Source organism: Bradyrhizobium sp. I71 (genome assembly GCF_022354745.1).
Lineage (GTDB): Bacteria > Pseudomonadota > Alphaproteobacteria > Rhizobiales > Xanthobacteraceae > Bradyrhizobium > Bradyrhizobium liaoningense.
Window position 1 is genome coordinate 5,965,151 of sequence record NZ_CP059398.1, and the last position, 23,454, is coordinate 5,988,604.

17 protein-coding genes are annotated in these 23,454 nt (G+C 65.2%); 8 read left to right on the forward strand and 9 right to left on the reverse strand.

The features are described from left to right. Nucleotides 1–112: 112 nt before the first annotated feature. Genes FJV43_RS28590 through FJV43_RS28600 form a run of 3 tightly spaced genes read left to right on the forward strand, consistent with a single transcriptional unit; the run spans nucleotide 113 to nucleotide 5,926 of the window. A complete protein-coding gene (locus FJV43_RS28590; RefSeq protein ID WP_239629645.1) occupies nucleotides 113–919 on the forward strand; it encodes a DNA repair protein in 807 nt (268 codons plus the stop codon). Further along, nucleotides 816–2,411: a DNA polymerase Y family protein gene (locus FJV43_RS28595; RefSeq protein ID WP_239622346.1), complete on the forward strand. Its 1,596-nt coding sequence runs from the start codon at nucleotides 816–818 to the stop codon at nucleotides 2,409–2,411. Before FJV43_RS28590 ends, FJV43_RS28595 begins: the two co-directional genes overlap by 104 nt. Next, nucleotides 2,408–5,926 carry an error-prone DNA polymerase gene (locus tag FJV43_RS28600; protein WP_239622347.1) on the forward strand — a complete coding sequence of 1,173 codons (3,519 nt, stop codon included), beginning with the start codon at nucleotides 2,408–2,410 and terminating at the stop codon, nucleotides 5,924–5,926. The genes FJV43_RS28595 and FJV43_RS28600 overlap by 4 nt, the downstream gene beginning before the upstream one ends. A 241-nt stretch (nucleotides 5,927–6,167) precedes the next feature. Here the strand turns inward: FJV43_RS28600 and FJV43_RS28605 are convergent, their stop codons facing one another. From FJV43_RS28605 to FJV43_RS28615, 3 genes are all read right to left on the reverse strand, one after another. After that, on the reverse strand, nucleotides 6,168–7,136 hold the full coding sequence (locus FJV43_RS28605) for an IS110 family transposase (RefSeq protein WP_239620704.1): 969 nt from the start codon (nucleotides 7,134–7,136) through the stop codon (nucleotides 6,168–6,170). A gap of 326 nt (nucleotides 7,137–7,462) precedes the next feature. Then, on the reverse strand, nucleotides 7,463–8,233 hold the full coding sequence (locus FJV43_RS28610; RefSeq protein WP_239622348.1) for an SDR family oxidoreductase: 771 nt from the start codon (nucleotides 8,231–8,233) through the stop codon (nucleotides 7,463–7,465). A 172-nt stretch (nucleotides 8,234–8,405) separates the two neighbouring features. Then, a complete protein-coding gene (locus FJV43_RS28615) occupies nucleotides 8,406–8,693 on the reverse strand; it encodes a hypothetical protein (protein ID WP_197969196.1) in 288 nt (95 codons plus the stop codon). Between the two features lie 139 nt (nucleotides 8,694–8,832). Between FJV43_RS28615 and FJV43_RS28620 the strand changes: the two genes are divergently transcribed. From FJV43_RS28620 to FJV43_RS28630, 3 genes are all read left to right on the forward strand, one after another. Then, complete coding sequence (locus tag FJV43_RS28620; protein WP_239622349.1) at nucleotides 8,833–10,233, forward strand: CoA transferase; 1,401 nt, start codon at nucleotides 8,833–8,835, stop codon at nucleotides 10,231–10,233. Between the two features lie 144 nt (nucleotides 10,234–10,377). Further along, nucleotides 10,378–11,622: an efflux RND transporter periplasmic adaptor subunit gene (locus FJV43_RS28625; RefSeq protein ID WP_239622350.1), complete on the forward strand. Its 1,245-nt coding sequence runs from the start codon at nucleotides 10,378–10,380 to the stop codon at nucleotides 11,620–11,622. 224 nt (nucleotides 11,623–11,846) lie between these two features. After that, a complete protein-coding gene (locus tag FJV43_RS28630; protein ID WP_239622351.1) occupies nucleotides 11,847–14,963 on the forward strand; it encodes a CusA/CzcA family heavy metal efflux RND transporter in 3,117 nt (1,038 codons plus the stop codon). Nucleotides 14,964–14,966: 3 nt separating this feature from the next. Here the strand turns inward: FJV43_RS28630 and FJV43_RS28635 are convergent, their stop codons facing one another. The 4 genes from FJV43_RS28635 to FJV43_RS28650 all read right to left on the reverse strand — a co-directional run bounded on the left by FJV43_RS28635 (nucleotide 14,967) and on the right by FJV43_RS28650 (nucleotide 19,320). Continuing rightward, nucleotides 14,967–15,929, reverse strand: a complete 963-nt coding sequence (locus tag FJV43_RS28635; RefSeq protein ID WP_239622352.1) for an amidohydrolase family protein — start codon at nucleotides 15,927–15,929, stop codon at nucleotides 14,967–14,969. 189 nt (nucleotides 15,930–16,118) lie between these two features. Then, nucleotides 16,119–17,549, reverse strand: coding sequence for a TolC family outer membrane protein (locus FJV43_RS28640; protein WP_239622353.1), 1,431 nt, complete (start codon nucleotides 17,547–17,549; stop codon nucleotides 16,119–16,121). 185 nt (nucleotides 17,550–17,734) lie between these two features. Beyond that, a complete protein-coding gene (locus FJV43_RS28645; RefSeq protein WP_194388492.1) occupies nucleotides 17,735–18,514 on the reverse strand; it encodes an enoyl-CoA hydratase in 780 nt (259 codons plus the stop codon). 146 nt (nucleotides 18,515–18,660) lie between these two features. Next, entirely contained in the window at nucleotides 18,661–19,320 is a 660-nt protein-coding gene (locus FJV43_RS28650; RefSeq protein WP_239622354.1) for a hypothetical protein, read from the reverse strand. A gap of 290 nt (nucleotides 19,321–19,610) precedes the next feature. Here FJV43_RS28650 and FJV43_RS28655 point away from each other — a divergent pair, with 290 nt between their 5' ends. Together FJV43_RS28655 and FJV43_RS28660 are read left to right on the forward strand one after the other, a co-directional pair. Continuing rightward, nucleotides 19,611–20,156, forward strand: coding sequence for a sigma-70 family RNA polymerase sigma factor (locus FJV43_RS28655; protein WP_239622355.1), 546 nt, complete (start codon nucleotides 19,611–19,613; stop codon nucleotides 20,154–20,156). A gap of 2 nt (nucleotides 20,157–20,158) precedes the next feature. Next, nucleotides 20,159–20,797, forward strand: a complete 639-nt coding sequence (locus FJV43_RS28660; RefSeq protein ID WP_239622356.1) for a DUF1109 domain-containing protein — start codon at nucleotides 20,159–20,161, stop codon at nucleotides 20,795–20,797. A gap of 12 nt (nucleotides 20,798–20,809) precedes the next feature. Here the strand turns inward: FJV43_RS28660 and FJV43_RS28665 are convergent, their stop codons facing one another. Beyond that, on the reverse strand, nucleotides 20,810–21,913 hold the full coding sequence (locus FJV43_RS28665; RefSeq protein WP_239622357.1) for a DUF2336 domain-containing protein: 1,104 nt from the start codon (nucleotides 21,911–21,913) through the stop codon (nucleotides 20,810–20,812). A 63-nt stretch (nucleotides 21,914–21,976) separates the two neighbouring features. Next, the gene (locus FJV43_RS28670) at nucleotides 21,977–23,134 is read right to left on the reverse strand and encodes a GGDEF domain-containing protein (RefSeq protein WP_239622358.1); all 1,158 of its coding nucleotides are present in this window, start codon (nucleotides 23,132–23,134) and stop codon (nucleotides 21,977–21,979) included. Between the last annotated feature and the right edge of the window lie 320 nt (nucleotides 23,135–23,454).

Below are 23,454 nucleotides of genomic sequence, written 5' to 3' on the forward strand. Positions count from 1 at the left end.
TTGACTCTCCGCGCGCCGTTAGCTTTATATTAGAACATATCATGAACAAATGAGCCAGCCGCTGGTTCTTCTTTTGAAGGCCACGGCACCAATTCCTGAAGGAGCGGCGAGCATGAGCGGCGCACGCAACAGCGCGCTTGCGACCTTGCGCGGCCAGATCGAACGCATCGAGACCGCGGAGGTCGTCCATCAGCACGATCGCGTCGCGCTTGGCCATGGCGAGGCCGACAGCGTGCTGAAGGGCGGGCTCGCGCGCGCGGCGATTCACGAGGTGTTTTGCGAAGGGCGCCAGGGCGTGGCCGCAACGGGTTTTGTCATGGGGCTTGCGGGGCGCGTGGCGGCACGCAAGCCGCTGCTGTGGGTGCGGCAGGATTTTTCGGAAGTGGAAACAGGCGCGCTGTCGATGAGCGGGCTAGCCGAACTCGGCCTCGATCCGCGCCGCGTGGTGACGGTCCGCGCCGCCGATGTCGAGAGCGCGCTGCGCACCTCGGCCGATGCGCTCGCCTGCGACGCGCTGGGCGCCGTCGTGCTCGAGCTCTGGGGAGAGATCAGACAGTTCGATCTCGTGGCAAGCCGCAAGCTGACGCTCGCCGCGCAATCTTCCGGCGTCACCGGGTTACTCCTGCGCATGGCCGCACAACCTTTGCCCTCGACTGCGGAGACGCGATGGATGCTGCGTGCGGCACATTCACCGCCGGGGCAGGCTTTAATGCCTGCGGCGCCTTGGAGCACATGGGGCGCGCCGCGCTTCGATGCCGAGCTCTTGCGCAATCGTCATGGCCCCTGCGGCCGGTGGATCATGGAATGGAATTGTGATGAGTGCCAGTTCAGCGAGCCGTCGACGTATTCTCAGCCTGTGGCTGCCGCGCCTGCCGATCGACAGGATTCAGCGGTTTTTCAACAGCGCCGGGCTGGGTAAAGCCAATCATGAGCCGAGCATCGTCGTCATCAAGGACAACAATGCGCTGGTGATCCATGCACTGGACGAGGCCGCCGAGCGCCTCGGCCTGTACATCGGTCAGCCGCTGGCGAATGCGCGGGCGATGTACCCGGATCTGAAAGTGTTCGACGCCGATGTCGCGGCCGATGCGAAGACGCTCAGCGATGTCGCCGATTGGTGCGACCGCTTCACGCCGCTGGTGGCGCTCGATCCGCCGCACGGGCTGTTCCTCGATATCACCGGCTGCGCCCATCTGTTCGGCGGCGAGGCTGCGCTGCTAACGACGCTGGTTCGTGCGCTCGCTCGCCAGGGCTTTGCCGTCGGTGCGGCAATCGCCGGCACGTCGATCTGCGCGCGTACGCTGACGCGGCAGGCATCTAGCAGCATCGTCGCCGATGGCGGCGAGGCGGCGGCGATCGAGCGGTTTCCGGTGTCCGCGCTCGGTGCGGGCGATGCCATCACCACCGGCCTGCGCCGCGCCGGCCTGAAGACCATCGGCGACGTCGCCTCGCGCGCGCCGAGCGAGATCACGGCGCGGTTTGGCGCCCGGTTCTCCACGCTGCTCGCGCATGCGCTGGGGCAGGGCGATGCGCCGATCAATCCGCGCAAGCCGCTGCCCGATTACATCGTGGAGAAGCGCTTCGCCGAGCCGATCGCGACCGACACCATGATCGCGATGACGCTGTCGCGGCTGGCGGACACGCTGATCGCATCCATGGAGAAGCAGGGCAAGGGCGCACGACGTCTCGAGGCAGCCTTCTTCCGCACCGACGGCGTGGTGCGCGCGATCACGGTCGAGACCGGACGTCCGGTGACGCGAAGCGCCGTGATCGACCGGCTGTTCCGCGAACGCCTCGATGCGCTCGCCGATCCCCTCGATCCCGGCTTCGGCTTCGACATGGTGCGGCTGTCGGCGAGCCGCACCGAGATCGTGGTGCAGGAGCAGCGCGATCTCGATGCGCATGTCCACGACAATGACGAGATTGCTGCGCTGATCGACCGCATCGCCGCGCGCATCGGGGGAAAGCGCGTCGTCGTGCATCTGCCGCAGGACACCCATATCCCCGAACGCGCGGTTTTGTCCGCCCCCGCTCAGCATCATCTCGCCGCCGCGATGCAGGCCGAATGGCCTGTTCGCACCGAGAGCGAGCCGCCGCTGCGCCCCTTGCGGCTGTTCGACAAGCCGGAGCCGATCAAGGTGCCGTTCGCGACCGTGCCGGATGGTCCGCCGCATCAATTCACCTGGCGCCGCGCGCTGCATGCGGTGGTGCGGGTGGAGGGGCCCGAGCGCATCGCGATGGAATGGTGGCAGCAGGACGGCAAGCAGCTGACGCGGGACTATTTCCGCATCGAGGATGCCGAAGGTCTGCGCTTCTGGATCTTTCGCGACGGTCTCTACGAGGGGGAGACGTTCGACGGCGAAGGCAAGCCCGTTTCCCCCAACTGGTATGTGCACGGTCTCTTCGCATGACCACGCCTGCCTATGCCGAGATCGGCATCACCACGAACTTCTCCTTCCTGCGCGGCGGCTCGGATCCGCGCGCCTATGTGCATCAGGCCAGCATCCTCGGCGTCCCCGCGATCGGCATTGCCGATCACAACACGCTCGCCGGCGTGGTGCGGGCCTACAAGGAGCTCGACAATGCCGAAGTGCTGCACAAGCCGAAGCTGCTGATCGGCGCGCGCATCGTCTTCGTCGACGGCACGCCCGACATCCTGGTCTATCCGCGCGACCGCGCCGCCTATGGCCGTCTGTGCCAGCTTCTCACCCGGGGCAAGCGCGGCGACGACATCACGCGGATCGAGAAGGGCGAATGCCATCTCGCTTTCGCTGATCTCCTGGAATTTTCGGAAGGCCAGTTGCTGGTCCTGGCGTTGCCGCATCGCTTCGAGCCCGCTCAGGCGCTGAATGTTCTTTCAAAGCTTAGGGATAGCCGCGCCGAGGGCGTGTGGCTGGCGGCGAGCCTGATCTATCGCGGCGACGACAGGCGTCGCCTGGCGCGGCTCGATGATCTCGCGGCAAAAGCCCAAGTGCCGCTGCTTGCGACCAACGAGGTGCTCTATCACCATCCCGCGCGCCGTCCCCTCCAGGACGTGCTGACCTGCATCCGGGAAAAGGCCACGATCGATGCAATCGGACGGAAGCTGGAGGCCAATGCCGAGCGGTTCCTGAAGACGCCGCGAGAAATGGCGCGGCTGTTTCGCGATTTCCCCGATGCGATCGCGGAGACCATGCGCTTTGCGGACAAGGTCGACTTCTCGCTCGACCAGCTCAAATACCAATATCCCGACGAGCCGGTGCCGCCGGGAAAGACCGCGCAGGGACATCTGGAGGATCTGACCTGGGCCGGCGTCGACAAATATTTCGGCGGCAAGATCGACGACAAGCTGCGCGCGACGCTGAAGAAGGAGCTCGCGCTGATCGCCGAGCTGAAATACGCGCATTACTTCCTCACCGTGCACGACATCGTGCACTATGCACGTAGCCAGAACATCCTGTGTCAGGGGCGGGGATCGGCGGCGAATTCGGCCGTCTGCTACGTGCTCGGCATCACCTCGGTCGATCCGACCAAGGTCGACCTGTTGTTCGAGCGCTTCATCTCCAAGGAGCGGCTGGAGCCGCCCGACATCGACGTCGATTTCGAGCATTCGCGGCGCGAGGAGGTGATGCAATATGTCTATCGCCGCTACGGCCGCCATCGCGCCGCGATCATCGCCACCGTCATCCATTATCGCCCGCGCAGCGCCATTCGCGACGTCGGCAAGGCGCTGGGCCTGACCGAGGACGTCACCGCCGCGCTCGCCGACACGGTTTGGGGCAGCTGGGGCAAGGGCCTCAACGACATGCAGGTCAGGCAGGCCGGGCTTGATCCGAACAATCCGATGATCAATCTCGCGGTCGAGCTTGCGACCGAGCTGATCGAATTCCCGCGCCATCTCTCCCAGCATGTCGGCGGCTACGTGCTGACGCAGGACCGGCTCGACACCTATGTGCCGATCGGCAACGCCGCGATGGACGACCGCACCTTCATCGAATGGGACAAGGACGACGTCGACGCGCTCAGCATGATGAAGGTCGACGTTCTGGCGCTCGGCATGCTGACCTGCATCCGCAAGTGTTTTGACCTGATCGATCGGCACAAGGGCGAGCGTTTTGTGCTGGCGAGTGTTCCGCAGGACGATCCCAGGGTCTACGACATGCTGTGCGCCGGGGAGTCGCTCGGCGTGTTCCAGGTCGAGAGCCGCGCCCAGATGAACATGCTGCCGCGCCTGAAGCCGCGGACCTTCTACGATCTCGTCATCGAAGTCGCGATCGTGCGCCCCGGGCCGATCCAGGGCGACATGGTGCATCCTTATTTGCGGCGGCGGAACGGGATCGAGAAGGTGAGCTATCCCTCGCCGTCACCGGAGCATGGCGACAAGGACGAGCTCTACAAGGTGCTGCACAAGACGCTCGGCGTCCCGCTGTTCCAGGAGCAGGCGATGCGCATTGCGATCGAGGCTGCCCATTTTACGTCCGAGGAAGCCAACGGCCTGCGCCGTTCGATGGCGACCTTCCGCAACGTCGGCACCATCGGCCAATACGAGGAGAAGCTGATCGGCAATATGGTGGCGCGCGGCTACGATCCCAATTTCGCCAGAAGCTGCTTTGACCAGATCAAGGGATTTGGCTCCTACGGTTTTCCTGAGAGCCATGCCGCGAGCTTTGCGCAACTGGTCTACATTTCGTCGTGGCTGAAGCACTACCATCCCGACGCCTTCTGCTGCGGCCTCTTGAATTCGCAGCCGATGGGCTTTTATGCGCCAGCGCAGATCGTCGGCGATGCCCGCAAGAACGGCGTCGAGGTTCGCGACATCGACGTGTCCTACAGCTTCGCGCAGAACACGCTGGAGGAAGGGAGTGGCAAACATTGCGCCGTGCGCCTCGGCTTTCGCCAGATCGACGGCTTTCACTGGCTCGATGAGGATGAGGAGCGCTTGAAACGCTCCCAAGCGTCATTCCGGGACACACAAGCCAACCACGACGGGACTGCACTCCCTCTCCCGCTTGCGGGGGAGGGTTGGGGTGGGGGTGTCTCCGCAAGCGACACTCTTTGTGTGGAGAAAGCCCCCACCCGCATCGCATCTTTCGATGCGATGCGACCTCCCCCGCAAGCGGGGGAGGCAAAGATAGACTGGGCCGACCGCATCGTCGCCGCCCGCAACCGCCGTCCCTTCACCTCGCTCGAAGACTTCGCTCGCGACACCGGCCTGCCCAAGCGCGCGCTGATCCTGCTGGCGGATGCCGACGCGTTTCGCTCGCTCGGGCTCGACCGCCGCGAAGCGCTGTGGCAGGTGCGGCGGTTACCCGACGACGTGCCGCTGCCGCTGTTCGAGGCGGCGACCGCGCGCGAGCAGCCGGACGAAGGCGCAAAGCCATTGCCGGCGATGCCGCGCGCCGAGCAGGTGGTCGCGGACTACCAGACCATCCGGCTATCGCTGAAGGGCCACCCGATGGAATTCTTGCGCGAGATGTTTTCGCGCGAGCGCATCGTCGCCTGCAAGGACATCAGTCACGAGAACGAGCGACGCCGCGTCCGCTGTGCCGGCGTGGTCCTGGTGCGGCAGCGGCCGGGCAGCGCCAGCGGCGTCGTGTTCATGACGCTGGAGGACGAGACCGGCATCGCCAATGTCGTGGTGTGGCCCAAGATCATGGAACAGTACCGCAAGGAGGTGATGGGCGCGCGCCTCATCCTGGTCGAGGGTTATATCCAGAGCAGCCCGGAAAAGGTGACGCATCTCATCGCCCAGCGCATGGTCGACCGCTCGCACGATCTGATCGGCCTCGCCAACGATGCGCTCGGTCGCAAGCATCCGGTGCCGGCAGGCGCCACCGTCGTCGAGCCGCTCAACGACGACCCTCGCGCTCATCCCGACGTTCCGGCGCAAAAAATCCGCCACCCCCGCAACGTCCGCATCCTGCCGCCCTCGCGGGACTTTCATTGAGGGTGTGAGGCGAGATACCGCCACACACCTACTGCCGTAGCAACCATTAAATAGCGGCCGTGTTTTGCGCCGTCCGGATCGCCTGCGTCTGCCATGATGACGCCGTGCTCGCGTCCGTCAAGGCGTGGCCTGGCGGCAGATCGGGTGATGTTGGGGCGAGCGACGGCCATCCTTGACGGACGCTACGCGCGACGTCATGAGGGAGCCGTAGGTCGGGACGAAGAAGCGCGTCTCGGTCGAACTAAGAAGCAGGGAATGATCCTACCGGAGGTTCGCCGCACCACGGCGTGCCGCGAGCCACCACTGTGTTGGCGAAGATGAGCATCTTTCTGGCACAGGCAACGAGCGCCTGCTTGTGTTCCTTTCCAGCCGCAGTCAGCCGTTGATAGAGCTTGATGAGCTGCGGGTTCCATCGAAACGATGCGGCCAGTGAAGCCGTATAAAGGGCGCGGCGCAGCCGCTTTCGTCCGCCCTCGATATGCCGAACGCCTGACCGGTCGCCGCTGTCGTCGTCATAGGGCGCAAGGCCGGCGAGAGCGACAGCTTGCTCCCGCGTGATCTGGCCGATCTCAGGCAGACGCACCAGGATGGCCACGGCGGTCGGCAGCCCGATGCCGTCAACGCTGTTGATCAGGGCAAGTCTCTTGGCAAGGTCGGGATGCTTGCGGATCGAGGCGACCAGAGCCTTGAGTGCGACCCTCACGCGCTGCTCCAGGCGAGCGATATCCTCTTGCCAGAGCTTGTTGATCGCCGCATTGCGGCAGCTTTCGATCCTGTTTTTGAGGCGTGCAATATCCTCACCGATCTGATCGATCATGGTCAGCTGCTCGGCGAACGGCAGCAACCGGGGATCGGGAGCGGTATGGATCTTCCGCACCGCGGCGGTGCAGGTTGCGATAAGAGCGGCATCGATCTTATCGTTCTTGGCCCGTTGCAAGTGGAATGTGGCATAGGCTCGGACCTGAGCCGGCTGAAACACCACAACCACAAACCCCTTGCGTCGCAGTTCGGCGACGACAGCCTGTTCGTAACCGCCGCTCGCCTCGATGCCGACGCGTTTGATGCGATGCTGTCGCAGCCACGTCAGCAAAGCCTCATGGCCTTCCGCCGTGTTCGTCACCTGCAACTGCTCGCGGCTGCCCTCGATCGCCACATCGAGCTTCCGTTTGCCGGTATCGATCCCGGCACAGATCGTGGTATGCTTGGCCATCTTCGTCGATCCCTCCCTTGTTATGCGAACCTAAAGTTCGTTCAACCATTCGGGTCCCGATGAAGTGCCGATCGCGATCTTGCTACGTCTGACAGCCCTCAAGGCTTCGGTGGGTACCGATCCGATCGAACGGCGACCCAGCTCGGGCGGCCACCCGGGCTGGGCCATTCCTCACGGAACGGCTCAATATAACCAATCGGGCTAATACAAGGGTGGGCAAAGGCGCGTCAGCGCCGTGCCCACCTCCCAGCAGCTTGTCGCGAAAGCCGTGGGCACGCTTCGCTTTGCCCACCTTACGCGTTCTGCGATGACGATGCAGCGCGCCCTCAAAAATTCACCCGGTTCGAGATCGCACCGTCCACGACGAGATTCGATCCCGTCGTGAATCCCGACACGGGGCTCGCCAGAAACACCGCCGCGCTCGCGATCTCCTGGGGCGTTGCCATGCGTCCCGTCGGGTTGCGGCTCATCGCATCCTTGTAGCGCTCGGGCATGTTCTGCTCGATCATCTCCCAGACGCCGCCCTTGAAATAGACCGTGCCGGGCGAGACCACGTTGACCCGGATCTTCTTCTTCGCATATTGCCGGGCCAGCCCCTTGGCCATGTGGATCAGCGCGGCCTTGACCGGGCCGTAGGAGCTGGCCGTGTCCGCCTGCGCCGCGGAGATCGACGAGATGATCACGAAGGCCGCATCGCCGCTTCTCGCGCCGCTGGCTTCGAGGAACGGTCGTGCGGCATCGAACGCATGCACGGCGCCGAGTACGTCGAGCCGGAAATTCTGCTCCCAAGACGCGGGATCGCCGCCTTGCGCCATCGCGCCGGCATTGGAGAACAGCAAGTCGATCCCGCCGAGCTCCTTCGCTGCATTCTCGATCCAGGATTGCAGCGCCGCGCCGTCGGTGACGTCGACCGGGCTGCCGGTGGCGTTGATGCCGCTCGCCTTCAGCTCTGCGACAGTGGCCGCAACCTGATCGGCGTTGCGCGCGCACACCGCGACATTGGCGCCTTCACCGGCCAGCGTCGCCGCAATCGCCCGCCCGATGCCGCGCGTGCCGCCGAGCACGATGGCGTTCTTGCCTTTGAGACCGAGATCCATTGTTAGCTCCTTATTTGGTGCTGCGAGTGCAGCTGTTTCGACATGTAGGCTGAACTATCCACCTCGTCATTGCGAGCGTAGCGAAGCAATCCAGAAATGCGTCCGAGGCAACGGTCTGGATTGCTTCGTCGCAAGGGCTCCTCGCAATGACGTGGTGCGAGGCTCGCACCCCTTACTCCGGTGCCGCCCCCACCGGCGGACCGCCGGGCGGGCGGTGCAGGAAGGTCAGCGACGCATAGGCGCCGGCCCAGGAGCCGATCGCCGCGAACGCGACATAGAACGCGTTATCGGTGTAGCTGATCACCGCGTAGGAGGAGAGCAGGTACCAGACCGCGCTCCAGTTCGCCGCCGGCACGCGCTTGCGCGCGATCACCGCCGAAGTGAACATGACATAGACCGCGTCGGTGGCCGCCGTCGCGATGAACACGGCGCCTGCGGTGAGGGGATCGATGGCGGCCATTGCATTCCTTCTCGTGCTGATGGATGGTCGCGAAAATTAGAGCATGATCCGGAAAGGTGTGCAGCCGTTTTCCATCGCGACGAACGCGGACCGCGTTTGCGCGGAGATCATGCTCAAGCTTCAAGGGAGGGCACCGGCCATGCAAAGCCCCGCCGACATTCTGAAGGGTATCTGGACTTCCGCCGGCGGCGATGCGGGTCCGCTCGATCGCGTGCGGTTGACCGGCACCGAGCCACAAATCCCATCCTCGTTTCGTGTCGCCGTCGCCGGCCAGACGACGATAGCTGCCGCCGGGCTCGCCGCCGCCGAAATCTGGCGACAGCGCAGCGGCGAGGTGCAGGACGTCTCCGTCGACATGCGCCACGCCGTCGCCGAATGTCGTTCCGAGCGCTATTTGCGCGTCGACGACAAGCCGCCCCCGCCAGCCTGGGACGCGATCGCCGGCGTTTACAGGACTGGCGATCGCCGCTTCGTCCGCTGCCACACCAATTTCCCGCACCATCGCGACGCCGTCTGCGAGGTGCTCGGCTGCGCGGCGGAGCGCGAGAAGGTGCAGGCGGCGTTGATGCATTGGAACGGGGAGGATTTCGAAACTGCGGCTTACGCCGCAGGCGGTGTCGTCGCCCTGATGCGATCGTACGACGAATGGTCCGCCTTGCCGCAGGCGCGTGCGCTCGCGCAATTGCCGCTGGTCTCGATCGAGAGGATCGGCGAGGCCCCGCCGAAGCCGTGGCCAAAAGGCGATCGACCTCTCTCAGGTCTTCGTGTGCTCGATCTCTCTCGCGTCATCGCGGGCCCCGTCGCCGGCCGCACGCTCGCTGCGCACGGGGCGGACGTGCTGCTGGTGTCAGGGCCGGAGCTGCCCACCATTCCCTGGCTCACCATCGACACCGGCCGCGGCAAGCTCACCACCTTCATCGAGTTGAAGAGCGAGTTCGGGCGGGCGCAGCTGCGCGAGTTGCTGAAGGACGCCGACATCTTCTCGCAAGGCTATCGCCCGCGTGCGCTCGCCGCCCTCGGCTTCGCGCCGGAGGACGCCGCGCAAATCAATCCCGGCATCGTCTATGTCACGCTGTCGGCCTATGGCCACAGCGGCCCCTGGGCCGAGCGGCGCGGCTTCGACTCGCTGGTGCAGACGACGACCGGCTTCAATCATGCCGAAGGCCAGGCCGCCGGCATCGATGCTCCCAGGGAATTGCCGGCGCAAATCCTCGACCACGCCACCGGCTATCTGATGGCGTTCGGCGCGATGATGGCCAGGGCGCGCCAGGCCCGCGAAGGCGGCAGCTGGCACGTGCGCGTCTCGCTGGCGCAGACCGGGCGATGGTTGTGGAATCTCGGTCGGCTCGACGGCGGACTGAATACCCCGGATCTTACGGGCGAGGCCGTACATGCTGCGTTCATCGAAGACATGCCATCTGGCTTCGGCACGTTGAAGGCGGTGCGTCATTCGGCAGTGCTGTCGAAGACGCCGGCACAATGGAGCCGTCCCGCGATGCCGCTCGGCAGTCATTCTGCACAATGGCCTGCGCGAAGCTGACATGAAGCTGACACGACGTAAAACTTTAACGCAAACCGCAAGAGGCTCAGCGTTTTTTAGGTTGTTTGAAATCCTAATTCGGCACTATTAGCGCGACCGATGAGGCAGTCATTGCCGAGATCGTCGCAGACACGACCGGGCCCCATGGTAGTTGAAAAGACCAAGCGATTGCAGGTGCTTACAAAACAACGGGTGATCGCATCCGTAGTTCTACTCGCTCTTGCCGGCGCCGGTGCCTACGGCTTCCTTTCTTCCGGGCCAAAGCAAAGAAAGCACTCCGAGATCTCCAGCCAGTCGCGCAGGAATGCGCAGACCTTCACGCCGACGCCGTCCGAATGGGCGACGCTGACGATCGAGCCGGTCAAGGCCAAGAGCTTCCGAGCCGAGTACGTCACCGAGGGCAAGGTCGCGGTCGACGAGGACCGCTCGACGCCGGTGTTCTCGCCCTATGCGGGCCGGGTCACCAAGCTGCTGGCCAAGCCGGGCGAGATGCTGAAGCAAGGTCAACCGCTGTTTACGATCGAGGCCGCCGACACCGTGCAGGCCCAGAACGATTTCATCGCGGCGATGACCTCTCAGAACAAGGCGAAGTCGGCGCTCGAGCTTTCCGACATCCAGTTCAAGCGTGCCAAGGATCTTTATGAGGGACACGCCATTCCGCTGAAGGACTATCAGCAGGCGGAAACAACCCAGGTCCAGGCGCAGAACGACATGCGCTCCTCGGTGACGGCGCTGGAAGCGGCGCGCAACAAGCTGCGCATCCTCGGCTTCACCGACGAGACCATCAAGGCGTTCCAGGACAAGGGCACGATCAATCGGGAGGTCACGATCTATTCGCCGATCTCCGGCACGGTCGTGCAGCGAAAGATCGGCCCCGGGCAGTACGTCAATTCCGGCGCCAGCGACCCGGTCTTCGTGATCGGCGATCTCTCCACGGTCTGGCTCACCGCCTTCGTGCGCGAGAGCGACGCGGCCGCGGTGTGCACCGGGCAGGACATCACCGTCAACGTGATGGCGCTGCCGGGCCGTCCGTTCACCGCCAGGATCAACTACGTCGCCGCCGCGATCGACCCCACGACCCGCCGCCTTCTGGTTCGCGCGACCATCGACAACAAGGACGGCCTGTTGAAGCCGGAGATGTTCGCCAACGTCACGATCTATTCGGCGGGCGACCGCGCCGCGCCGGCAGTGCCGAAGCAGGCGTTGATCTACGAAGCCGACAACGTCCGCATCTGGGTCGCGCGCGAGGACAAGTCGGTCGAGCTGCGCAAGATCAGGATCGGCCTCATCAACGGCGACCTCGTCGAGGTCACCGGCAATCTCAAGCCCGGCGAGCAGATCGTCACCAAAGGCAGCCTGTTCATCGACCGTGCAGCCTCCGGCAGCTGATCCAGAATGAATGTTGATGTGAATCAGGTCGCGCACGGGCTCGCGTCACCTCGCCCCGCTTGCGGGGAGAGGTCGGATTGCGCTCGGCGCCGCGAAGCGTCGCTCGAAGCAATCCGGGTGAGGAGGACTCTCCGCGAGTCCAACTCTCACCGTCCCTGCGGAGACTCCCCCTCATCCCAACCCTCTCCCCGCAAGCGGGGAGAGGGGGAAGGCCGTTGACCTGAATGGATCGTCTCGTTGCCCTCGCCGTCGACCGGCGCTTCCTGATGGTCGGCATGTTCGCCGCCGTGCTGATCGGCGGCCTCATCGCGTTCAACCAGCTCAACATCGAGGCTTATCCCGATCCGACCCCGCCGATGGTCGATATCGTGACGCAGAGTCCGGGCCTGTCGGCGGAGGAGATCGAGCGCTACATCACGATCCCGATCGAGACCCAGGTCGCGGGCCTGAAGAACCTCACGACCATCCGCACCATCTCGCTCTACGGCCTCTCCGACGTCAAACTCCAGTTCTCCTTCGCCTACACCTATGACGAGGCGTTGCAGCAGGTGCTGAACCGCCTGGCGCAGCTCGCGCCGCTGCCGGGCAACGTGCAGCCGCAAATCTCGCCGCTCAGCCCGATCGGAGAGATCTTCCGTTATCGCCTGGTCGGCCCGCCCAACTACAGCGTGCTCGACCTCAAGACCATTCAGGACTGGATTCTCCAGCGCCGTTTCCGTGCCGTGCCCGGCGTCATCGACGTCACCGGCTGGGGCGGCAAGAGCAAGACCTACGAGCTCCAGGTCGACTTCAACAAGCTGGTCGCCAATGGCCTGACGCTGCCGCAACTGCTCCAGGCCGTCGGCAATTCCAACGTCAATGTCGGCGGCAACACCGTCGATATCGGCCAGCAATCGGCCGTGGTGCGCGGCGTCGGCCTGATCCGCTCGATCGACGACCTCGCCAACACCATGGTGGCGCAGACCGGCGGCAATCCGGTGCTGGTCAAGGACGTCGCAACCGTCACCGTCGGCCACAAGCCGCGTCTCGGCATCGCCGGCCTCGACGAAACCGACGACATCGTGCAGGGAATCGTCCTGATGCGCCGCGGCGAACAGAGCTCGCCGACCATCAAGCGGGTCGAGCAGCTCGTTCAGCAAATCAACAACTCCACCATTCTGCCGCCCGGCGTGCGCATCGAGCGCATCTACGACCGCAAGGACCTGATCGATCTCACCACCCACACCGTGCTGCACAACATGGTTGTCGGCATCTTGCTGATCGTGCTGTTGCAGTGGATATTCCTCGGCAATCTCCGCAGCGCGCTGATCGTCGGCGCCACGATTCCGTTCGCGCTGTTCTTCGCCGTGATCATCCTGGTGCTGCGCGGAGAATCGGCAAACCTGCTGTCGGTCGGCGCCATCGATTTCGGCCTGATCGTCGATGCCACCGTCATCATGGTGGAGGCGATCTTCCGCCGCCTGACGCAGACGACGCCGATCTCGGAATCCGAGCACATATCGCCCGAGACGCTGTTCGGCATGAAGAGCCATGCCATCCTCAGCGCGGCCGCCGACGTCTCGCGCTCGATCTTCTTCGCCGCGGCGATCATCATCGCGGCCTTCCTGCCGCTGTTCACGCTGTCCGGGGTCGAGGGCAACATCTTCGGGCCGATGGCCCGCACCTATGCCTATGCGCTTGCCGGTGGGCTCCTTGCGACCTTCACCGTCACGCCGGCGCTGTCCGCGATCATCCTGCCCGCGCATGTCGAGGAAACCGAGACGAAGGTGATGCTGATCCTGCACCGGTTGTACTCGCCGCTGCTGCATTGGGCGGTCGCCAATCGCAACATCGTCCTCGGCGGTGCGGTCGGCCTCGTGCTGACGACGGTGGCGCTCAGCCGGCTGCTCGGCCTCGAATTCCTGCCGAAGCTGGAGGAGGGCAATCTCTGGATCCGTGCCACGCTGCCGCCGACCATCTCGCTCCAGGAAGGCAACAGCTACGTCAACGAGATGCGCAAGGTGATCCGCGCCCGGCCGGAGGTCGAGTCCGTCGTGTCGCAGCACGGCCGTCCCGATGACGGCACCGACGCCGCCGGCTTCTTCAATGCCGAGTTCTTCGCGCCGCTCAAGCCCGTGAGCCAGTGGCCCGGCACGCGCGACAAGGAAGAGCTGACCGCGCAGCTGCTCAAGCAGCTCGACGACCGCTTTCCCGGCGTCGAGTTCAACTTCTCGCAATATCTCCAGGACAACGTCTCCGAAGCCGTCTCCGGCGTGAAGGGCGAGAACTCGATCAAGCTGTTCGGCAGCGACCTCCAGGCACTGACCGACACCGCCAACAAGATCAAATCGGTGCTGGCCACCGTACAGGGCGTCACCGACCTTGCCGTGTTCACCTCGCTCGGGCAGCCGACCATCCAGATCGACATCGACCGCGCCAAGGCCGCGCGCTACGGCCTTGCGCCGGGCGACATCAACGCCACCATCAAGGTCGCGATCGGCGGCGACACCGCCGGCGACCTTTATGAGCCCGGAAGCGATCGCCACTTCCCGATCATCGTTCGCCTCGCGCCGGAATACCGCCGGAGTGCCGAGGCGATCCAGAATTTGCGGATCGGCGCGCCCGGGCCGAACGGCACCGTCACGCAGATTCCCCTTAGCGAGGTCGCCACCATCAGCCTCGTCTCCGGCGCGGCCTATATCTATCGCGAGCAGCAGGAGCGCTATCTGCCGATCAAGTTCTCGGTGCGCGAGCGCGATCTCGGCAGCGCCATCCGCGAGGCACAGGACAAGATCGCCGAGCAGGTGCAGCTGCCGCCGGGCTCGCACATGGAGTGGGTCGGCGAGTTCGGCAATCTCCAGGACGCGATCCGGCGGCTGTCGATCGTGGTGCCGATCTCGCTGGCGCTGATCGGCGTGCTGCTCTGGTTCAATTTCGGCTCGATGACCGACACGCTGCTCGCGATGAGCGTGATTCCGATGGCGATCTTCGGCGGCGTGCTGGGCCTGCTGATCTCCGGCACGGCGTTCAGCGTCTCCGCGGCAATCGGTTTCATCGCGCTGTTCGGCATCGCCGTGATGGACGGCATCATCATCCTGTCGCAGTTCAACCAGCTCATCGAAGAGGGCATGGACCGCATGAGCGCGGTGGTCCGCACCGGCGAGCTTCAGCTCCGTCCCGTGCTGATGACCTGCGTCGTCGCGGGCGTCGGCCTGTTGCCGGCGGCGCTGTCGGAGGGGATCGGCTCGCAGGTGCAGAAGCCGCTCGCGGTCGTCGTCGTCACCGGCATGATGCTGGCGCCGCTCGTGATATTGGTGACCTTGCCGGTCCTGATCTCGTTCTTTTCCCGCCGCGCGCGCTGACCGTCAGAACCCGTAGAGCCGCGCCGGATTGTCGACCAGGATCTTCTTGCGCACATCCGCATCCGGCGCCCACACCGGAAGCTGGTTGAGCAGGCGGCCGTCGTCGATCTGATAGAAAGGCGCGATGTCGGTGGGCTTGCGTCCCTCGACGCGGCTGGAATCCGGATGCGGCCAGTCGGTGCCCCAGACGATGCGGTCCGCATTGGCCGCGATCAGCGCGCGGGCATAGGGCACCATGTCCTGATAGTCGGGCGCGCGCTCCGACGAGCGATAGGCGCCGGAGATCTTCACATAGGCCTTCCCGGACTTGACGAGGGCGATCAGGTCGGCAAATCCCGGCTGCTCCAGCCCAAGTGAGGCCTCGAGCCCGCCGAAATGGTCGAACACGGCCGGCACGGGCGACGCCAGCACGAGATCCTTGATCGCCGAGATCATCGCCGGCGTCGTGTAGAGCTGCACATGCCAGCCGCGCGCCTTCATGCGCTCGACGGCCGTGGTGAAGCGAGCGCGGCCGACATTGGGGTCGTTGATGCCCCCGGTTGCCAGATTGATGCGGATGCCGCGGAAGCCTTCCGCCTGCATGGTATCAAGTTCGGTTTCCGTGGTCTTGTCGTCGATCACGGCGACCCCGCGCGCGGTCGCGACACGCGCCTTCATGCCGAACAAGGTGGACGAATTGTCGGTGCCGTAGACACTCGGCGTCACGATCACCACGCGCTCGATATGCAGCGCCTTGTGCAGCGCCGCCATTTCTTCGGGGCTCGCAGGCTCCGGCGTATAGACGCGCCCCGCGAAGAACGGAAATCTCTGGGTGTCGCCATGAATGTGGGTGTGGCAGTCGCAGGCATGCGCCGGGATGTCGAAATTGATCGGCGTTGCGGGTTGCGCCGCACGGGCGCGGGCTTTGCTGGTCATGGCTACTCCGGCGGCAAGGGAGGCAAGCAGGATGCTGCGTCGGCTGTGCATGGCTTCTCTCCCTGTTTCGTTCTTTGGAAATGCGGCTGGGACGGTATCAGATCCGCCGGGTCAGCTGCTGCGCCTGGCTGCATAGCTGCTCAACAAGGCCCGCAAGCGGACGTGAGCGGTCAACGCGTCCGACCGGGCGCCGTCAAGACGGCGAGGGGGCAGAGCGCTGGAGACGCCGCGCGTCGGCTGCTATTGCCCAGACGGCGTGCGCAGGCCGTGCCAGGCGTCGCGGACCTGGTGGTAATGCACCTCGGGCAGATAGTCCGGCGTGTTCAGGTTCAGCGTCTTGACGTCGAGATGGCCGATGGCGCTGAGCAGCGTGTAGGAGGCGATCACGCGGTCGCGCTGCGCGCCGATCAGGCGGGCCTTGGCCTGGATCAGATCGGCTTGCGAGTTCAAGACGTCCACGGTCGTGCGCTGTCCGCCGGATGCCTCACGCTGCACGCCCTGGAGCGCGACGGTCGCCGCCTTCACCTCGGACTCCGAGGCCGACACCGTGACCTTGGCACCTTCATTCGCAACCCATGCGCTGACCACCGCCGTGCGCGCCTGGTTGCGCACCTGGTCGAGCACGAGCCGGCTCTGTGCCGTGATCTCCTTGGCCTGCCGCGTCTGCGCCGCAGCCTGACCGCCATCGTAGATCGGAGCGGTGACGTTGGCGACGATCGAGGCCTGGTCTTCGGCGAAGGTGCCTAGTGTCGGGTCGTTGTTGCGGCTCTTGCTTGCGCTGCCCTGGATGCTGGCGCTCGGCAGCAGGGTGCCTTCCGCGATGCGGATGTTGGTGGAGGCGACATCGACGTCGAAGCTTGCCGCCATCACCGCCGGATGCTGGCGGATCGCCATCGTCACGGCGTCTTCGCGGCTCTTCGGCAGATAGCGGTCGACGGCCTCGGCGGGCCGAAGCTGCGATGGCGCATTGCCGATCACCTGCGCGTAAGTCGCCTGGCTGACGGCGAGCGCGACCTCGGCCGCGTTGAGATCGGCAAGGCCACGGTTGAGACGAGCCTCGGCCTGCGCGGTATCGGTCGGCGTGACGTCGCCGGCGTTGAGGCGGCGCTGGGTGACCGAGAGTGTTTCGCGCAGGAAGGCGACGTTGGAGCGCTGCGCCTCGACCAGCGACTGGTTGGCGAGCACGTTGGTGTAGGCGGTGACCGCATCGAGCAGGACGCCCTGGCCGACATTGCGCAGCGCTTCGCGGCCGGACTGCACCTGGAGTTCGGCGGCCCGCACGCTGTTGGCGGTGCGGAAACCGTTGAACAGGGTCTGCGTCACGGTGACGCCGATGATCCAGGGCTTCAGGTTGGCGGTCTGGATGGTGTTGTCGGGCAACAGATTGCGCACCGATTGCAGGCCGGCGCTGAGGCTGGCCACGATCTGCGGCCGGTAGCCGGCGAGCGCCTGCGGCACGTTCTCGTCGGTCGCGCGCTGGCGCGCACGCTCGGCATTGAGCTGCGGATTGGTCTGGTAAGCCTTGGCCAGCGCCTCCGGCAGAGCTTCGGCCCAGGCGGCGGAGGGCAGGGCGCACGAGAGCGCCAGCGTGGCCCATGTCGCAAACGCGGGACCCACGCCCGATCGGTGCCGCGTCACCCCGCGACCAGCTCTGGCGATACGCCCAGTCATATGTTCCCGCGAATTCCCGGCTGTCCGCCCCCGCCGACGGCGGTCCTCTTAGCTGTTTAACCAGCCGAGGTCCCGCAGGCAAACTGCCGCGGGGGAAACCCCCATGAAATCCGTGCTTGTTGCAGCTCCGTCACAGCATTCTGCGGGAACGCGGCAGAGCCTTACAGCAGCCTGACCGGTTTGCCTTACCGGTTCTTGTTCACCGGCTTGCGCTTCTCGATGAACGCAGCCATGCCTTCGGAGCGGTCCTCGAGCGCGAAGGTCGAGTGGAACAGGTTGCGCTCGACGCTCATGCCCTCGGCGAGCGTGGTCTCGAAGGCGCGGTTCACCGCTTCCTTGGCCATCGCGGCCGCAGGGCGCGACATCGCGGCGATCTTCTCGGCTGCCGCCATCACTTCGTCCATGAGCTTGTCAGCGGGTACGATGCGGCTGACGAGGCCCGAGCGCTCGGCTTCCGCCGCATCCATCATCCGGCCGGTGAGGCAGAGGTCCATTGCCTTGGACTTGCCGATCGCGCGCGTCAGGCGCTGGGTACCGCCGATGCCGGGAATGGTGCCGAGCGTGATCTCGGGCTGGCCGAACTTCGCGGTGTCGGCGGCGATGATGAAATCGCACATCATGGCGAGTTCGCAGCCGCCGCCCAGCGCATAGCCGGCAACCGCCGCGATCGTCGGCTTGCGGCAACGCGCGACGCGGTCGCCGCCGATCGCGGCGAAATCCTCCGAGAACATGTCGATGAAGCCCTTGGGCTGCATCTCCTTGATATCGGCGCCGGCGGCAAAGGCCTTCTCGTTGCCGGTCACGACGATGCAGCCGATGGCATCATCGGCCTCGAGATCGTCGACCGCCGCGGCGATCTCGCGAAAGACGCCGAAAGAGAGTGCGTTGAGCATCTTCGGCCGGTTCAGCTTGACGATACCGACCGCGCCTTTGCTTTCGACGATGATGTGTTCGAACGTGCTCATGCTCCACCCACGCTTTTGATTGGGTGGGCAATGTGCCCGCTGGCGCGATGGGCTTCAAGGGGCTGCAGGCCGCCGGAACGCGACGAGGGGCGCGTTCCGGACGAGGTCCGTCAGGCCGGTACTCGGGGCCGGGAAGCGGCCGCCAATCACGCCATGAACATCCGCGCGGCGGACGCCAGCGTCAGCAGCGTGCCGACGCCGATGAAGATCTTGCCGATCAGGGAGCTCTGGTCCCAGGCCGAGCTCTGATGGCTGCTTGCCATCACCGGCGCTGGCCGCGGCTGTGCCTCGGTCGCGGCAATCACCGCCTTCTGCCCCGGCGTCTCCTGTTGCAGGGCGCGATCGATGTCGTTGAGTTGATCGGGCGCGACGACCTGGCTTTCGGCTGGCGCGACGTTGGTATTATCGGCTGCAGCCTGGACATTGTCGTTGGCGCGGTTCGTCATCGCGGAGGCGGCAGCCGCGGTCGGCGTATCCGGGGCGAACTGCGCGTTGGCATTGGCGACCTCCGGCGGCATCTGGCTCGACACCGGCACCTCACTGCCTGACTTGTTGCCGTTCCTGCCCTCGTCCGCCCTTGCTGCGGCACCCTTCTTGTCGGCCTTGTCGTCGGATTTCTGCGTCGTCTTGCTGCTGCTGGTGCGGCGCGAGTCTTGGCGCCGGTGCTTGGCCGTGTCGGCCTGCTGGTCCGCGCTGTCCGCTTTGTTGCTTGCGGCCGAAATCGGCGCCGCCTGTGCAATGCCTCCGAACAGCAAGAAAAGCCCGGCCAAGACAATCAGGACCGCGCGTGCGCTGGCTTTCATCATGTTGACGATCTCCCCAATTCCGCCCGTCCCGGCAGCGAACAGAGACCCCGGGGCGTGACGACACCGGGGCAGAAAATGGGAATCTTCGGGCTAGACCCGGCAAAAACGGGGCAAATTGCGTTGCATTGTTGCCGCCGGATGCGGTACGGGCCGATCGGTGTTATGAGCCGTCAGGGATCTCTGCGGCCGAATTGATCGCGTCGTTCGATCGCGCATCACGAATTCGTGATGTGATGGGTGTCCGCGTAACAAATTGAAAGAGCGGCCGAATTGCATGGTGAGGGGCGCGGGTGCGCGGACGTGAGGACGAATGGACCGGCCTGATGCGGTCGGCCATGGCTGGCGATGACGCGGCCTATCATCGCCTGTTGAAGGCAATCACGCCGGTGCTGCGCGCTGCCGCGAGGCGAGGGTTGGCGCGGGCAGGTCAGCCTCCCGACCAGGCCGAGGACGTCGTGCAGGAGATTCTATTGGCGGTGCATCTGAAACGGCACACCTGGGACAGCGAGGCTCCCTTCGCACCCTGGCTGTTTGCGATCGGCCGCAACAAGCTGATCGACGCGCTCCGCCGGCGCGGCAAGCGCGTGTTCGTCAACATCGACGATTTCGCCGAGACGCTGCCGGGCGAGGTGCCGCAGGAGACCGCGTCGGCTGGCGAGGTCGCCGCCCAACTGGGCACGCTGCCGCAGCGTCAGCGCGACGTGCTGCAATCGATCGCGGTCGAGGCCGCCTCGATCAAGGATACGGCGGCGAAGTTTTCGATGAGCGAGGGTGCGGTGCGGGTCGCGCTGCATCGCGGACTTGCGGCGCTGACGGCCAAACTGCGGGACCATTAGTCATGGACACCGATCAACTCATTCGCTCGCTCGCAGCCGACAACGCGCACCGCGCGCCACGCGTCGGCGCCGTGCTGACCATGGCGCTGCTGGTGGCTGCGCCCTTGTCGATCCTGGTTTTCGCGACATTCCTCGGCGTGCGCGCCGACGTGATGAGCGCCATGCACAACCCGTTCTTCGACATGAAGTTCGCCGTGACGCTGTCGCTCGCAATCCCCGCGATCATCGTCAGCCTGCATTTGTCGCGTCCCGAAGCCCTGCTGCGCGGCTGGGGCTGGCTGCTGCTGCTGCCGGTCGGGCTGCTGGCGGTTGCGATCGGCAGCGAGGCGATGATGGCCCCGGCCATGCCGATGACGATGCGCTTGATGGGCAAGAACTCCCGGGTGTGCCTGGTCGCGATCCCTGTGATGTCGCTGCCGCTGCTTGCAGGGGCGCTGTTCGGCCTGCGCCACGGCGCGCCGTCAAGCCCCGCGCTGGCTGGTGCACTCGCCGGGCTGGTGTCGGCCGGCCTCGCCGCGACCCTCTATGCCTCGCACTGCACCGACGACTCGCCCCTGTTCGTCGCGACCTGGTACACGCTCGCGACCGCGTTGGTGACCGCGATCGGCGCGCTGGTGGGATCGAAGGTCCTAAGATACTAGGATTCCGCGGCTTCACGCCGCCGGCGTCGCGCCCAGTTGCATGCGGTGGAAGCGCAGCACCTGCTGCGCGGTCGATGGGCGCAGCGCCTCATAGCTGTCGCGCAGCGTCAGAATGTCGGTCTGCGACCCGCCGGAGAGCTTCTCGCGCATGGCGATGATGGCGCGCACGCTCGACCATTGCATGCCAGCGACCTTGGCGAGGATCATCACGCCTTCGGTACGGCTCTCGATCATCATGGTCTCGGCCGTCTCGACCGCGACGCCTGCGAGTGCAGCCAACCCCGCATTGGTCTCGTCGAACTTGCCCTGCTCGGCGAAGGTTGTGACCTGGAACTCGTTGAGCCGGCCGTCGTCGTGCAGCGATTTCACCAGCGCGCGGGCCATCTCGGTCTGCTTCGTCATGGCGGCAGCGCGAACCCGTTGGGCCGCTTGCTGGACTACGCTCGAGACTTCGTCCGCAAGCTCGGGATGCGCGGCCGCAAGCTTCCTGCGCACGCTCGAGGATGCCTTGGCGACCAGCCTCAAATAGTGATGGCGCGGCAGGTCGGGCCGCAGGCCGATGCAGCCGGCGAGGTCGTCGTCGCGCTCGGCGCGGATGACGAGCTCGGTGAGACTTCCCTCGGAAAGCCGCGCGCCCGGATTCCTGACGGTCGACTGCACCACGTCCTCGTTGCCGCGCGTCACCAGCACGTCGGTCAGCGCTTCCGACAGCATCCGCCGCAGCGAGATCGCCTTGAGATGCGCCTGGCCCCTGGTGCGGGCGATCTCGAGCAGGGTCGCCTCGTCCAGCCGTTCCGATTTCGACAGCACCGGGCCGGAGACCTCGATGACCTCGTCGAGCGCGAGCGTGCGGATGATTTTCGGCGGCGCAGCCGCGATCGGTGCGAGGCGTTCGGCGAGCAGCGCCCTGGCCGACGTCTCGATCTGCCCGACCAGGCATTGGAACACGTCGTCGAACACGCGGATGTGGTCGTCGGAATAGTCTACTGCGTTGCCCACGAACAGATCGGTGACGCGGCGCAGCGTCTCGACCCGGCGCGCAACGGTGCCGTGCGTGAGGGCAGCCTGCAATTCCTCGAGCAGGTTTTCGGATGGTCTTGGGGATCTGGATCTCATTGCCCTGTCCTGGAGCGTTCGGCCCTGCAACGGCTTCTGCCGCGCCGGGAGAAAATGGATTGGTCAGCTCGTCACAATAGAGTTGCGCCCTTGCGCCTTGGCGGAATAGAGCGCGCGATCGGCGCGCGCGAGAAATGTGTCGGCAGTATCAATGTCGCGCAGCGTCGCGACGCCCGCGGAAATGGTCACCCGCATGCCCGGAGAGAACGCGCTCCAGTCGAGATCGGCAACGATGCCGCGCAACCGCTCCAGCATGCGCTGCGCGGCGTCGCCCGACATGCCCGGCAGCAGCAGCAGGAATTCCTCGCCGCCGTATCGGCCGAAACTGTCGGCCGGGCGGATGTTGGCGAAAATGGTGATCGCGAAGGTGCGCAGCACCTCGTCGCCGACGGGATGGCCGTAGGCGTCGTTGATGCGCTTGAACCAGTCGAGATCGATCAGCGCGATCGCGCACGGCGTGGATGCCTGCCGCGACTTTTCGATCTCGGCGTCGAGAAGCCGCATGATGCAGCGGCGGTTGTAGGCGCCGGTGAGTTCGTCGAGCTCGGCGAGTTCCTCGATGCGCTGATAGGCCGCCTTCAGTTCGATGCTGCGCCGGTACAGGATCTTGCGCAGGGTGGCGCCGAACAGGCCGAGGAAGGCGCACTGGCCGATCACCAGCACGAAGCAGAGCATCGAGGCGGCTCGCTGCAGCCGGGTCGTGACCGGCAGTCCGATCGGAAGGTCCGATCCCAGGAAGACCGCGGCGAGCCCGCAGGTGGCAAGGCCCCAGGTGAGCATCGCCTGACCCGACGTCATACGCAGTGTGCCGAACGCGAAGATCAGGAACAACACGGCCAGGAACGCGACCCCGACGGTCGGCACCGCGAGCAGGAACACCAGTTGCAGCGCCATATGCGCCGAGATCTGATACACGGTGAGGTAATGATCCTCGAACCGGTCGCCGAAGCCGGCTTCGGACAGCACCGTGAACGTACCGATGATGAGGAGGCCGCCGATCCAGAACAGCGACGGAACGCCCATCGAGATCGTGCCGTCATAGGCGTAGAGCAGCAGGACCGAGGCGCCAAGCGAGTAGCTCGCGACCTGGCCCATATACATCTGGCGGCGCTGCCGGGCCCGGCGCGCCCTGACTTCGGGGGCTGCCGCCTCAGGCGCGAGGACGAGGTCCGCGGCCTCTGCGGCATTCCTCTCGGGAAAGGACGTCGCGGCCGTGCTCATGGTCCCGCCAATGGTGGATGTCAGCGCAAAATTCTACGTGGCAAGCCTTTAGGTTTGGTATCCTTTGGAACCGAATCCGAAACCTGCAGCACGGAACAAGATGATCAGCCATCGCGCGATCTTACCGGCGATCCTGCATCGTGTGCGATGCGGTCGAGCCAAAGCAGGGCTTGGTGCGACAAACCTGGTGCAGGGCTGCTATGGAACCGGACCAGGCCGGCGCCTGTGCCGGAAAGGTCTTCCGCAGGGAAAGTATCTCAGTATTATGTTACCGATCTGGATGGACGCCGCTGATCGCTGCGGATGGGACGACAAAAATG

Excerpts from the sequence above, each read along its gene's own strand:
- FJV43_RS28650 (WP_239622354.1), bottom strand. The coding sequence starts at position 19,320 with ATGATGAAAGCCAGCGCACGCGCGGTCCTGATTGTCTTGGCCGGGCTT.
- FJV43_RS28600 (WP_239622347.1), top strand. The coding sequence starts at position 2,408 with ATGACCACGCCTGCCTATGCCGAGATCGGCATCACCACGAACTTCTCC.
- FJV43_RS28625 (WP_239622350.1), top strand. The coding sequence starts at position 10,378 with ATGGTAGTTGAAAAGACCAAGCGATTGCAGGTGCTTACAAAACAACGG.
- FJV43_RS28590 (WP_239629645.1), top strand. The coding sequence starts at position 113 with ATGAGCGGCGCACGCAACAGCGCGCTTGCGACCTTGCGCGGCCAGATC.
- FJV43_RS28620 (WP_239622349.1), top strand. The coding sequence starts at position 8,833 with ATGCAAAGCCCCGCCGACATTCTGAAGGGTATCTGGACTTCCGCCGGC.
- FJV43_RS28670 (WP_239622358.1), bottom strand. The coding sequence starts at position 23,134 with ATGAGCACGGCCGCGACGTCCTTTCCCGAGAGGAATGCCGCAGAGGCC.
- FJV43_RS28595 (WP_239622346.1), top strand. The coding sequence starts at position 816 with ATGAGTGCCAGTTCAGCGAGCCGTCGACGTATTCTCAGCCTGTGGCTG.
- FJV43_RS28660 (WP_239622356.1), top strand. The coding sequence starts at position 20,159 with ATGGACACCGATCAACTCATTCGCTCGCTCGCAGCCGACAACGCGCAC.
- FJV43_RS28615 (WP_197969196.1), bottom strand. The coding sequence starts at position 8,693 with ATGGCCGCCATCGATCCCCTCACCGCAGGCGCCGTGTTCATCGCGACG.
- FJV43_RS28640 (WP_239622353.1), bottom strand. The coding sequence starts at position 17,549 with ATGACTGGGCGTATCGCCAGAGCTGGTCGCGGGGTGACGCGGCACCGA.
- FJV43_RS28635 (WP_239622352.1), bottom strand. The coding sequence starts at position 15,929 with ATGCACAGCCGACGCAGCATCCTGCTTGCCTCCCTTGCCGCCGGAGTA.
- FJV43_RS28605 (WP_239620704.1), bottom strand. The coding sequence starts at position 7,136 with ATGGCCAAGCATACCACGATCTGTGCCGGGATCGATACCGGCAAACGG.
- FJV43_RS28630 (WP_239622351.1), top strand. The coding sequence starts at position 11,847 with ATGGATCGTCTCGTTGCCCTCGCCGTCGACCGGCGCTTCCTGATGGTC.
- FJV43_RS28665 (WP_239622357.1), bottom strand. The coding sequence starts at position 21,913 with ATGAGATCCAGATCCCCAAGACCATCCGAAAACCTGCTCGAGGAATTG.
- FJV43_RS28610 (WP_239622348.1), bottom strand. The coding sequence starts at position 8,233 with ATGGATCTCGGTCTCAAAGGCAAGAACGCCATCGTGCTCGGCGGCACG.
- FJV43_RS28645 (WP_194388492.1), bottom strand. The coding sequence starts at position 18,514 with ATGAGCACGTTCGAACACATCATCGTCGAAAGCAAAGGCGCGGTCGGT.